The organism is Deinococcus detaillensis (assembly GCF_007280555.1).
Classification (GTDB): domain Bacteria; phylum Deinococcota; class Deinococci; order Deinococcales; family Deinococcaceae; genus Deinococcus; species Deinococcus detaillensis.
Genome location: NZ_VKDB01000012.1, coordinates 92,630 through 104,476 on the forward strand (window position 1 = coordinate 92,630; position 11,847 = coordinate 104,476).

11 protein-coding genes are annotated in these 11,847 nt (G+C 61.8%); 8 read left to right on the plus strand and 3 right to left on the minus strand.

Going from position 1 to position 11,847, the window contains the following annotated elements; genetic code table 11:
* Nucleotides 1–1,284: a SpoIID/LytB domain-containing protein gene (locus FNU79_RS11750; protein WP_143721022.1), complete on the minus strand. Its 1,284-nt coding sequence runs from the start codon at nt 1,282–1,284 to the stop codon at nt 1–3.
* A 107-nt stretch (nt 1,285–1,391) separates the two neighbouring features.
* Between FNU79_RS11750 and FNU79_RS11755 the strand changes: the two genes are divergently transcribed.
* From FNU79_RS11755 to FNU79_RS11785, 7 genes are all read left to right on the plus strand, one after another.
* On the plus strand, nt 1,392–2,537 hold the full coding sequence (locus FNU79_RS11755) for an FAD-dependent oxidoreductase (protein WP_143721023.1): 1,146 nt from the start codon (nt 1,392–1,394) through the stop codon (nt 2,535–2,537).
* A 266-nt stretch (nt 2,538–2,803) separates the two neighbouring features.
* Nucleotides 2,804–3,088, plus strand: coding sequence for a cold-shock protein (locus FNU79_RS11760; protein WP_124870906.1), 285 nt, complete (start codon nt 2,804–2,806; stop codon nt 3,086–3,088).
* 160 nt (nt 3,089–3,248) lie between these two features.
* Nucleotides 3,249–4,043: an HAD hydrolase family protein gene (locus FNU79_RS11765; protein ID WP_143721024.1), complete on the plus strand. Its 795-nt coding sequence runs from the start codon at nt 3,249–3,251 to the stop codon at nt 4,041–4,043.
* 128 nt (nt 4,044–4,171) lie between these two features.
* A complete protein-coding gene (locus FNU79_RS11770; RefSeq protein ID WP_143721025.1) occupies nt 4,172–5,593 on the plus strand; it encodes a DR2241 family protein in 1,422 nt (473 codons plus the stop codon).
* A 164-nt stretch (nt 5,594–5,757) separates the two neighbouring features.
* Nucleotides 5,758–6,390, plus strand: coding sequence for a hypothetical protein (locus FNU79_RS11775; RefSeq protein WP_143721026.1), 633 nt, complete (start codon nt 5,758–5,760; stop codon nt 6,388–6,390).
* A 59-nt stretch (nt 6,391–6,449) separates the two neighbouring features.
* On the plus strand, nt 6,450–7,370 hold the full coding sequence (locus FNU79_RS11780; RefSeq protein ID WP_143721027.1) for a carbon-nitrogen hydrolase family protein: 921 nt from the start codon (nt 6,450–6,452) through the stop codon (nt 7,368–7,370).
* 46 nt (nt 7,371–7,416) lie between these two features.
* Nucleotides 7,417–8,067 carry a class I SAM-dependent methyltransferase gene (locus FNU79_RS11785; RefSeq protein WP_143721028.1) on the plus strand — a complete coding sequence of 217 codons (651 nt, stop codon included), beginning with the start codon at nt 7,417–7,419 and terminating at the stop codon, nt 8,065–8,067.
* Nucleotides 8,068–8,122: 55 nt separating this feature from the next.
* Here FNU79_RS11785 and FNU79_RS11790 read toward each other — a convergent pair whose 3' ends face one another.
* Nucleotides 8,123–9,268, minus strand: coding sequence for a tetratricopeptide repeat protein (locus tag FNU79_RS11790; RefSeq protein WP_225430036.1), 1,146 nt, complete (start codon nt 9,266–9,268; stop codon nt 8,123–8,125).
* Between the two features lie 96 nt (nt 9,269–9,364).
* On the opposite strand from FNU79_RS11790, the gene FNU79_RS11795 reads away from it, so the two are divergent.
* Nucleotides 9,365–10,345 carry a DMT family transporter gene (locus FNU79_RS11795; protein WP_143721029.1) on the plus strand — a complete coding sequence of 327 codons (981 nt, stop codon included), beginning with the start codon at nt 9,365–9,367 and terminating at the stop codon, nt 10,343–10,345.
* On the opposite strand, the gene tgt is transcribed toward FNU79_RS11795, so the two are convergent.
* Nucleotides 10,266–11,453: a tRNA guanosine(34) transglycosylase Tgt gene (gene tgt / locus FNU79_RS11800; protein WP_143721030.1), complete on the minus strand. Its 1,188-nt coding sequence runs from the start codon at nt 11,451–11,453 to the stop codon at nt 10,266–10,268. The genes FNU79_RS11795 and tgt overlap by 80 nt on opposite strands.
* Nucleotides 11,454–11,847: the final 394 nt, after the last annotated feature.

The window sequence follows — 11,847 nt, forward strand, 5'->3', positions numbered from 1 at the left end:
TCACAGATCAGCCGGAAGCGACATCGGGAAAAGCGGAGGGCTGGACAGGTTGGCCAGTTCGAATGGACTGAACGCAGGCGCACGGAGAGGATCTGGGTTCGACTGCTCAGCAGCAGAGGCCGTCAAAGCAGGCCCAAAGCCGCGCCGCGCCGCCGCTGAGAGCGGCAACGTCGGCCCGAGTTGCGGCCCTGGCGCGTCGGCTTGGCTCTCGGTCAGCACACTCACGCTCGCGCCGGGGTAGTAAAAGTCCAGCAGCGCCAGATCGCTTTTGCCGCTCTGGGCCATCCCCCTCGCTCCCCACTGCGACAGCCCCACGCCGTGCCCGGAGCCGGAGCCGGTCAGCGTCAGGGCCGCGCTGTCTAGGCTGAGGCGCACCTTGGAAGACTTGGCCCCCAGCGAGCGCAAAAAGCCGCCCGCGTTAGCCCCGGCCAGCGTCTTGCTGCCGAGCTCACCCACCAGATTCAGTTCCATCACCCGGCCCGAGGTGCTGGCTTTGCTGACGCTCAGGGCGCTGAGTTTGCCCAGCCGCACGCCGTAGCGGGCCGCCACCTCCTGCACCGTGCCGAGCGCCGAGACGATCACCCAGGGTTTTTGAGCGCTGGGCGACGCCGGATCGGGCTGCGCCCTGAGGTAAGAGATGTCGCGGCCCCAGGCCTCCAAGCTGCTGGCCGTGTAGCCGCCGGAATCCGCCGAAAAGTAAGTGTCGGCCAACTTGCCGCCGCTGCTGACCACTTCGGCGCGGGTCGAGAGCACCGCCGCGTCTGAAAGCGGGTGCTCCTTGGCCACGCCCCCGTAGACTTGGCACTGGGTGGTGGAGCACAAATCGTAAGGCGCAGCCGGATTGATGCGGGCCGCCGCGTAGGTGCGCGCAATGATGGCCTGCGCCCGCACCGCCGCCTGCGGCCACAGCGGCGGCATTTCGGCAGGCACCACGCCGCGCAAGTACTCTTCGATGTCCACCACGTTGATGGCCTGCACCCCGCTTCCCACCGCCCGCACGGTCAGTCCGCCCCGGTAGCGGTGGCCCGCGACTTCCAGCGTGCCGCCAGCATTGGGCGGCAAACTCAGTACCTCGCTGCCGGTGTCTTGGCCGCCGAGGGTCAGCTTGCCGCCGCGCACCCCGATGTTCCAGCGGGTCGTGGACGTAGAAAGGGCGGTGCTGGGCGCGGTGTTGACACTCAGCGCCGCGCTGCTGGCAATCAAAATACGCACGTTTTGGGCGGCGGCAGATGGGGCGGCCAACAGAGCGAAGGCAAGGATGGGCAGCGCAGGGGGCAGACGCATGAAGGCTAGCTTAACCAATTTTGTTGGTGGATGACGTGAGAACCGCCCCCCAGCCGGTGAGAGCGGGCCATACTGCTCGGAGATGCAGCAGACACTGAGCCGAGAAAATGGGTAACGTCTACGCGCACGTCGGCCAAACGTTTGAGCCGGTGCCCTACGACGTGGTGGTGCTGGGTGCGGGGCGGATGGGGAGCTTGGCGGCGCATTTTTTGATGCTGGAGCGCCCCAGTCTCAAGCTGCTGCTGCTCGATCAGGGCGGCCTGCCCAATGAAGAAGGCGCGACCATTTTGGCTCCCGGCATCTGGACGGCGCTCGACGTGCCGCCCGGCAAACGCGCACAGGCCGACTGGACGCGCCGCCTGCTCACGGGCGACCTCAGCCCTGAAGACGGCGGGTTGGGCAAGGCCGGCCAGAGCGACGCGCCGACTTTACCGCGCGGCCTGGTGGAGCTGCTGGCAAACAGCGTGGAGGGCAGCAGGCCCAGCCGTGAAGTGCGCGGCCTGCCCGCCGACCTCGCAGACTTCGACGCCTTGCCTTTCGCCCGCCTCGATCCTCTGGCCCTGAGTTACAGCGCCGCCTCGCTGACCACTCGCGCCGCCCAGAGCGCCGTTCGGACGGGGGCCGATTTGATGCTGAACGTGAAAGCTCAGCCGATCCAGACTGGCGTCAAACTCAGCCGCCTCAGCGTCACCAACACCCACCAGATCGTCGTTCACGAAACGCACCTGCTTGAGGCGGGGCAGGTGATCGTGGCCGCCGGAGCCGAGGGGCCGCACCTTGCCGAAAACGCGCTGGGCAGCGTGACGCACCATGCGCGGGCTTACCGGCAGTTGCCGCGCCTCAACGTCGCCACCAGCGACACCACTGCGGTTCTCCGGGCGGCGGGCCTGACCTTGCGGCCCTACGCCGGGGGCCTGACCCTCGTGCCGCCGGTTCATCACCGCGACCCGCACGGCTACGCGCCCACTGGCGGGCGACTGAGCGGCGTACCGGTGGGCCTGCGCCGCGAAACCCTAGAAGACGTGCTGAGGGCCATGGACGTTCTACCCGCTCTCGGCACCGCCGCGCTTGAGCTGGGCCGCAGCGTCAGTGACGTGCCGGGCGCTTGGTTAGCCCTCCCACAAGGGGGCTGGCCGCTGTTTGAGCCGCTGACCGAGCGCCACTGGCTGCTGCTCGGCGGCGAGAAAGCCGATCTGGTGGGGCCAGCCGTGGCGCGGGAACTGGCAAAAGCGGTAATCGGGTCAGTCGAGTAAAGTCCGAACGCCCTCTGCCACGCGACTTTCCGGTGCATGAATTTGACTTCTCCTGAATACCACGCTATCTTGGTTTTATCGCCGCCTGAGAAGGGCGGATTTTTTAATCTGGTACGGGTCAAATGACCCACTTTGTAGCGTAATCCACAATGTAGGAACGTCAGAGCGGTGAAAATGTGGAAGTTCCAAGTTCGCCAAAAGGTCGAGACCCCGCACCTATCAACGAACAAGTGTGTGGTTTTACTTGGAATGACTCAAGGAGATGTATGGCTGCAGGACGAGTAAAGTGGTTTAACGCGGAAAAAGGTTTCGGTTTCATCGAGTGCGAAGGTCAGCCTGACGTGTTCGCGCACTACAGCGCCATCAAGGCGACGGGCTTTCGCAAGCTCAATGAAGGCGATGAAGTCGAGTTCGATATCGAACCCGGCAAGAATGGTCGTGGCCCCCAAGCCGCCAACATCGTGGTCACCAAAGCGGCTCCCGAAAGTGATCGCGGCGGCAGTGGCGGCGGCGGTAACTTCGCACGCAGTGGCGGCGGCAATCGCTGGTAAGTTCTAACACCTCGTTAGAACATTGCTCGGCTTAATATTTTAAGCTCAAGAGAAAGACTCCCGGGTCTTTCTCTTTTTTTGTGCTCTCTTTTCCGGAACGCATCTGAAGCGCAGTCGCCGCCTTGCTCCGCAGCTCCTTCACTTGCGTTAGCTTAAAGCCATGTCTTTGCCCACACACCGCCCCCAACTGCTCGCCTTCGATCTCGACGGCACTTTGATTCTGGAAGCCAGCCTGAGCGTGCCCAAGCATACCCAAACGGCCCTTGGGCGGCTGCGCGGTCTGGGGATTCAGACGGCCATCGTTACCGGACGCGACCATCCACCTTCCGGCGTACTGGACGCGGCGCAACCGGCGGCGGTGGCCACCAGCAACGGCGGGCGCATCGAGTTCGCGGGGCGGGTGCATCAAGAACTGCGCTTCAGCGAAGAAGAGTTGGCGTCGGTGCTGGCCCACCAGCTCGGCAACGCCCGCGTGATCGCCTTTACCAGCAGCGCCCTTTACGTCGACATGCCGCCCGGAGTCGCTGCCCCCGAATGGTTGGTGCGGCGGGAACACTACCCGCTCAGCGAAGCTCCGGCGAGCGAAATTATCAAAGTGGGCTTTTACCACCCCGAAGTGGCGAGCTGGCGCGACACTCTGCGCGGCCAGCACGCTCAGTTGGTGTATACCGGTGCCCAGCCGCCTTACCCCGATTTTTTGACGGTGACGCCCAGCGGCGCAGACAAAGGCGCGGCCCTGAGCGTCATTGCCCATCAGCTTGGCGTCCCGATGGAGCGGGTCACGGCCTTTGGCGACAGCGACAACGACGAAGCGATGCTGTCGGTGGCGGGCTGGGCAGTGCAGGTCGGTTCGCTGCCGCTGCTGCGCCCCCACGCCAACGAGCAGGTGGAGCGCCCCGAAACGCTGGGCAATTACCTGCACGCTCTGGCAGACAGCTTGGCCGCGGCAACTTGAGTGGCGACGCCCAAGGGATGATCCAGCCCAAGATCTGACCCAAAAAACGGCCCGCCGAGCAGGACAAATAACCCAAACAACAACCGATCTCACAAGGCCGAGCGCGGCTGGGCGCTAGATTTACCACTATGCGTTCACTGGTGCTCATTGGTCACGGCTCCCACCTCAATCCCGAATCGGCGGCGGCGGTCTACGCTTACGCCGACTTGCTGCGAAGTCACGGCCTGTTTGACGAGGTGGTGGAAGGCTACTGGAAAGAAGAGCCGTCGCTGCGCCAAGTGCTCAGAACCGTGCGATACACCGATGTCACCGTCATTCCGATGTTTATTAGCGAGGGGTACTTCACTGAAACGGTGATTCCGCGCGAACTCGGCCTCGGCCACCAAGGGCCGGTGCCGCCGTCCGGTGTGGCCCGCATCATCGGGGGGCGCACGGTGCGATACACCTTGCCCTACGGCGTGCATCCGCGCATGAGCGAAGTGATCGTGGCCCGCGCCCACGAAGCCTATCCAGATCTCAATGCCGAAGACACGGCCTTGATCGTGCTGGGACACGGCACCACCCGCAACGAAAACAGCAACAAAATCGTGTATCAAAACGCCGAGCGCCTGCGTCAGAGCGGCAAATTTGCCGAAGTCCACGCTTTTTTTCTGGACGAAGAACCCAAAATTACCGGCTGGCAGCAACACGTCAAAGCCAAAAACATCGTACTGGTGCCGTTTTTCGCTTCCGAAGGCTGGCACACGCTCGAAACCATTCCCGAAGACATCGGCCTGACCGGAGAGGTCACGGTGTTTGAGCGGCCTGGAACCGAAGGCCAGACGCAAACCATGTATTACAGCAAGCCCGTCGGCACCCATCCAGCGATAGCCGAAGTGATCGTGCAACTCGCCGAGGAAGCGCACGGAGCCAGCGACAGAGGCGGCGACCTCGAACGCGGCCACCAAGACGCTTGGAACGCCGTGCGGCAGCGCCTGAGCGTTGGCCCGCTGCGCATCGGCGAGGTGCTGCTGCGCTCTATGGCGGGCATGGTGGAAATCCGTCACGCCCTCGACGAAGGTAAGGCCAACGAAGGCCTGAAAACAGTGGTCACTCCTGAAGGCGTGCGTGACCAAGTTCGGCTGGATGAGGGCGGCGAGTACCGGCCCGTTCACACACTGCGGAATTTGGCGCGGGGCTGGCGAGCAGTACTGTCCGAGCAAGACTTTCCCCGCGCCCTACACTTTTTGTATCCAGCCGTGGTGGAAGAAAGCTACGCCCAGCATCACCACGCGCTGCGCTGCACGCCCTGGGCCGCCACCGCCCGACGCCAGACTGGCATTTATGCCAAAGTGCAAAAAGCCACGCCCCAACAAGTCGAAACGGTGGCGAGCGAGATTTGCGGCGGCTGCCTCAAGACCCGCTTGTGGGCGGACGAAACCTTGCACCAAACCTTTTTTGACGGCGTGCCGGGCGGCATCCCCTGCGCAGAAGCCTGCACTCTACTGGTGGCCGAAGTACGTGAAGAGGTCAGCGGCAAACGGGGCCAAAAAGCAGAGGCGTCTCACTAAACAGCGGCGGTCTTCAGGGCTCTGATGTGAATGCCTTCATGGCTCCTTAAGATATTGGACCCCCGAAAAAGTAAGGCCGGATACCAAAAAATTTAACAGATTTTTAACAGACTCACTGTTACTCTCAAATTGCGTGCTCTAGATGAGAGCAAAGGGAGTAAATCGTGAAAATCTATCAAGCGGGCTTGGTTTTGGTGGGCGCGTTGACGTTGGCCGGTTGCAATTCGATCATTCAGAGCGCGGCCGACAATACGGCAGTCAGCGTGATCCCCTTAGCCAATGCCCAATTGACGGGTACGATGAGCGCTTCTGGAGCCACGCCACTGAGCTTGCAAGCCCAGGCACTCTTCACCGTGCCGTTTACCAGCTCGGCGATTGCTTTTGGCGATTTCGATCCCAGCAGCTTGCCCTCCGCACTCCAAAATCCTTCGGGCCTAGATATTCCCATCGTGATTAGCGGCGTGACCTTGGCGTGTGCGCCGGGCGCGAGTCCCCTGACCATGACCGTCAACACGCTCAGCCTGACGGTCAAAGACAGCGGCGGCAGCCAGACGGTGAGCACCAGCCCCAACACCATCTTGACCCTCACCAAAACGGCCAGCGGCTACAGCGTGTCCAGCAGCACCATGATGCTCAAAGCCAAGTGGAGCGACTTCAAGGCCATCGTCACAAAAAACGGGACTGCAACGCCCAACACCGCTACCCTTGCACTGAACGCCACCTTCAACGACGGAGCGTTGGGCTGCCTCGCCACGCTCAATCTGGCTTCGACGTTGCAACAAAATATCCGCTTTTAAGGAGCCCCGACCTTAAGCCGTAGGCCGTCCGTAGCCCACCGTTGCTCTAGACTCTGGCAGTGACTTTCCTGTGTGTCGCCGCCGCCGCTTACCTCTGCCAGCCTTACTCCCACTGGGATGAGTACGAAGCTCGGCTCAGCGCTTGGGTGGCCCGGGGCGCGGCGGGCCAAGCAGGCGTGCTGATCTTTCCCGAGTACGCCTCACTCGAACTGATCAGCTTGCTACCGCCCGCACTCTGGGACGATGTTCAGGCTCAACGGGAACCGCTGCAAACCTTCTTGCCAGCCTTCTTGGAGCTGCACGCCCGCTTGGCCCGTCAGTACGGCGTCTATGTGTTGGCGGGCAGCTTTCCAGTTGAGGCAGCGGCTGGCCACTTCGTCAACCGCGCTCACTTCTTCGGGCCGGACGGGCAAGCCGGCTTTCAAGATAAGTTGGTGATGACCCGCTTTGAAGCTGAGGAATGGAGTATTGGCAGCGGTGAGGGCGTCAAAGTCTTTGACACTGAGTACGGCAAGCTCGGCGTCAATATCTGTTATGACGCCGAGTTTCCTGACTTTGCCCGCCAGCAAGCGGCGGCGGGTATAGAAGTGCTGCTGATTCCCAGTTTTAGCGGCTCCGCGCACGGCTACACGCGGGTGCGGGTAGGCGGCATGGCCCGCGCCTTGGAGAATCAGATCTACGCTGTTCACGCACCTTGCCTCGCCGACGCACCGTGGAGTTACGCCATTGAAACGGCGGTGGGCGCAGTCGCCATCTACGCACCCGCCGACAATGGCTTGCCCGAAAGCGGGATCGTGGCGGCAGGCGATTTCAACGTCCCGGACTGGCTCATCCACGACTTAGACCTTAGCCTGATTCGTGAGGTCCGGCGCAGCGGCCACGTCCTGAATGCCCGCGACCAAGTCTGGGCGCAGCGGCAAGCGGCGGGGCCAGTCGTTGCCGTGCCTTTCAAGGCCAGCACCAACGAGACGCAGCCCTGAGTTCAAGTGACTGTGAGTTCAAACGGCTGCTAAACTCTTAAAAGTGATGAAGCCGCATTCCCGTGAGTGGTATTCCAAGATAGCCCGCGAGTTGGGAACCTATGACCACCCGTGGAAACGCCACACCGACGGCCCCGACCCCGAGTTGATCTACGACGCCCTGCTGTCGAACCTGATCGCGGGCGGCATGTGGGTGCTGGAAGCCGGCTGTGCCGACGGCAAGGACGCGGCCCGCTTCGGCAGCTACGCCGCCGCGTGGACAGGCTACGACCGCGAGGAAGAGTTTATTAAAATCGCCCGCCAAAAAGTTCCCCAAGCCGCCTTCGCCGTGTGGGACGGCAAGAGCGTGTTGTCAATGATGCTGCGCGGCCCTTACGACTTGGTGGTGTCGCGCCGAGGGCCGACCAGCGTGATTGACCATTTGCCGGAAGTCGCCGCGCCGGAAGCCCGATTTTTGTACGTCGGCCCAACCCTGGGTTCGCCCAGCGTGCCGGACAAACTCAGTGCTATCGGCTGGGCCATCTTGGGTGAGTGGCACACCCGCGTGCGAACCTGGCTTCCCACTGAGGAAGATGACCGCGCCCGCTCGGAATTTTTGGGCGAAGACCATGATCCGGAGCGCTGGCAAGCCGAATCGGAAGTGCGGGGCCGGATGTACTGGGAAGAGCGTCAAACTATTTTGGCAGCGGCAAAGTAAAAAGAAAACAATGGGGACAGCGCTCCGTACCAAGAGCGCTGTCCCCATTTCCCAATTACTTCCCTTGCTGAGCCAGCTTCAAATAATAAGCGCTGGTCTTGTCATTCGGATCAAGCGCGGCAGCTTGTCCATACGCCGAGGCGGCCACCGGATAAGCTTGGCGCTCGTAAGCGAGGCGGCCCGCCCAAGCCCACGCTTTAGCGTACTTGGGACTCAGCTGAGTGGCCTGAACAAAGCCAGCTTCCGCGCCCGCTTTGTCGCCCGAGGTGTACTTGGTATAAGCAGCCCTAAACGCTTGGGTGGCGGGCAGGCCGACTTGCTGGGCTTCTTGCACGACGCTGAGGTTGTACTTGTCGGCGGCGCTGGCTTCCGGCAAAGTCACGGCGGCGGTGTATGCGGCGGTGGCGGCGGGCAAATTGCCGAGCTCCAAGGCCAAACGCCCCTGCTCGCGCCAAGCCGTCAGGAAGTTAGGCGCGGCGGCGGTGGCCTGCTGATAAAGCGTCAGGGCCTTGGCTTTGTTGCCTTTATCGAGCGCTTCATAAGCCCGGCTAAAAGCGGTGGTGGCGGCGGGGCCGTATTTACCCGCGTTCTGGGCAATCTGCAAAAAGTAAGGCACCGTCTTATCGGTTGGCGCGAGCTGAGCGGCCTGCTGGTAAAGCGCCGTGGCACCCGCGTAGTCACCGCCTTCCAGCGCCACGCGGGCGTTCCAAATGACGCAGGCCACGTCGCTGGGCTGCAACTGATTGCACTTTGCGAAGAACATCGGCGCACTCACCAAATCACCCCGGCTGTAAGCGGCGTAACCCATGTTGTACTGCACGCTGGCAGCTTTGATGCGGGCCGCATTGTCGTCAGGCTTGAGCGTCAAATAGGTGTCCCACGAGCGCTCGGCCTGCTTCCAAAAACCCACATCGGTATAGATGTTGGCCCGCAGCTGCAAGTAGTCGGGATTGTTCGGCTCGGCGTTCACCGCTTGGTCGGCGGCGGCGGCGGCTTGTTTCCAGGGCGTGCGGTCAATGTTCCAATCGGCCTTGGGCAAGGTGGAGCGGGCCTGGGCGGCGAGGTCGCTAGCCTTCTGAGCGGCCTCGGCGGCAGACATCGGCGCGGCTACGACGGCGGGAGCAGTCTGAGCCGACGCCAGACCCAGCGACAGGGCGGCCAACAGCGGGAGGGAAGCGGAGAACATCTTCTTTATCTTCATTCATCCAGTCTAAAAACTTCCAGATGACCCAGATGATGCCCAGCCGATCAGACCTTTAGAAACGCGCCGCCGACCAAAGCCGCTAGACTCAGCCGGATGCCTCGCCATACCCTCGGAATCGCCCTCCTCATCGTCGTCACCTGCATTTGGGGCAGCACCTTTGCCATCGTCAAAACGCTTGGCGAAACACTCTCGCCGCAAGTCTTGATCGCCTGGCGTTTTACCATCGGCACGCTAGCCACCTTGCCGCTGCTATTATTTTGGCGACGCTTCTCTCCCACGCCTTCAGCCGGTTCCAATTCCTCCACCACGCCTCAGCGCTCACTCTGGAAAGACGGGCTGCTGGTCGGGGCGTGGCTGATCGTCGGCTACGGCACACAAACCATTGCCCTGCAAACCACCTCGGCCAACCGCGCCGCTTTTATCACGGCCCTGAGTGTGGTGCTGGTGCCGCTGTGGCAAGCCATTGCTCTGCGCCGCCCGCTGAGCGTTTTCCTCTGGTCGGCGGTGGCTTTGGCCGTCACCGGCTTAGCGCTGCTGTCGTGGGAAGGCGGGGCGCTGGTCGTGGGTGATTTGTGGGCGCTGGTCTGCGCCGTGAGTTACGCGGGTTTTATTTTGACTTTAGACCGCACTGCTCAGCACCACGCCGCACTGCCTTTCACTTTGGTGCAGCTCGCCAGCGTCACCGTGTTGGCGTGGCTATGGGCGCTGCTCTCCGGCGCAGAACTGCTGCCGCCGAGCGCTCAGTGGGGCGGGTTGCTGTATTTGGGCGTCGTTGCCACCAGCCTGACCACCTTGCTGCAAACCACCGGCCAACGTTGGGTCAGCGCCGCCGAGGCCAGCATCATCTACGCGCTCGAACCCGTCACTGCCAGTCTGTTTAGCTTCGTGCTGATCGGTGAGCGTGTTGGCCTGCGCGGCTTGCTAGGAGGAGGTTTGGTGATCATCGCCACCGTGCTGAGCCAGTGGAAAAATACGCTGGCCGAAGCTGAGCGGGCTAACCCTCCCCACGCACCGCACGGGCAAACCATTCCGGCAGCGCCTGAGCCGAACCGTCCGCATTCGAAGGACGCTTAAAGTAGCGCTCACCCCACTCCGTCGCCCACGCTTGAAACTCACCCGCTTCAATCGCCGCCCGTGCCCGCTCCACCAAGCGATGTAGGTAGCGCAGATTGTGCAGCGACAGTAAGCGCGGCGCGAGCATTTCCTCGGCTTTGACCAAATGGGCAAGGTAAGCGCGGGTGTGGTGGGTGCAGGCGTAACAGTCGCAGTCGGCGTCAATGGGAATGAGTTGTTGTCTCGGCGCAGCGCTGTTCATGTTGATCCGCCCATCGTCGGTCAGGGCGTATCCAAAGCGGCCCGTGCGGGTGGGGTACACGCAGTCGAACATATCCACCCCCAGCGCGATACCCGCCACCAAGTCCTCGGGATGACCCACACCCATCAAGTAACGCGGTTTGTTTTCGGGCAGGCGCTGCGCCGTGAAGGCCACCGCCAGGAACATCTCCTCTTTGCTCTCCCCCACCGCCAGCCCACCAATCGCGAAACCGGGCGTACTGAACGGCAAAGTGGCGTCTAAGCTTTGCTGACGCAGATGCGGGTGAATACCCCCCTGGACGATAGCGAACAGCGCTTGATCGTCACGGGTCTTGAAGGTCAAGCAGCGCTCAAGCCAGCGCACCGTGCGCTCCAAACTGGCTTTGATGTAACGCTCCTCAGCCGGAAACGGTGGACATTCGTCGAAAGCCATCATCACATCTGCGCCGAGAAGCTGCTGCACTTCAATGCTGCGCTCCGGCGTCAGGTGAATTGGCGAGCCATCAAGGTGACTTTTAAAGACTACGCCTTCCTCAGTGATCTTTCGCATGTGTCCCAAGCTCATCACTTGAAAGCCGCCAGAATCGGTGAGGAAAGGGCCAGGATAAGCCGTGAATCCAGGTAGCCCGCCGTGAGCCGCTACCATCTCTGCGCCGGGCCGCAGCATCAAGTGGTAAGTGTTGCCCAAAATCATCTGCGACTTGATTTCGAGCAGCTCGTCGGCGCTGATGCCTTTCACGCTTCCCTGCGTGCCCACTGGCATAAACATCGGTGTCTGGACGGTGCCGTGCGGCGTGGCGAAGTGGGCTGTTCGGGCGCGGCCATCACGGCTGTGAATCCTGAATTCAAAGGGAGAAAGGTCAGACATTAGTTTATTCTCTCACGGGTAGCCGCACCAACTGACTACCTGCTGCCACTTGAGCTCAGCTTACTCAACTTTGGACTGCTCGAACCGGATCGCACCAGCACACTTGCTTCGGCAAGACGCTGTACAGCACAGGCAACAGCAATTAGATCGACAGCTTCCCATGCCATTGCAGGAGGCGAGTTTGAAACTTGGGTTTTTGTTTCCTATTGTGTACGGCTGCGTACTGCCGCGTTTGACGGCCTGGGCGCTGAGAAAAATCAGTGAGTAAGGAAGAAGAGCAACAAAAAAGCCGCCCGCTCTAGTACTAGAGGGACGGCTTGTGACATGGAGCGGGAGACGCGATTCGAACGCGCGACATCTACCTTGGCAAGGTAGTGCTCTACCAGCTGAGCTA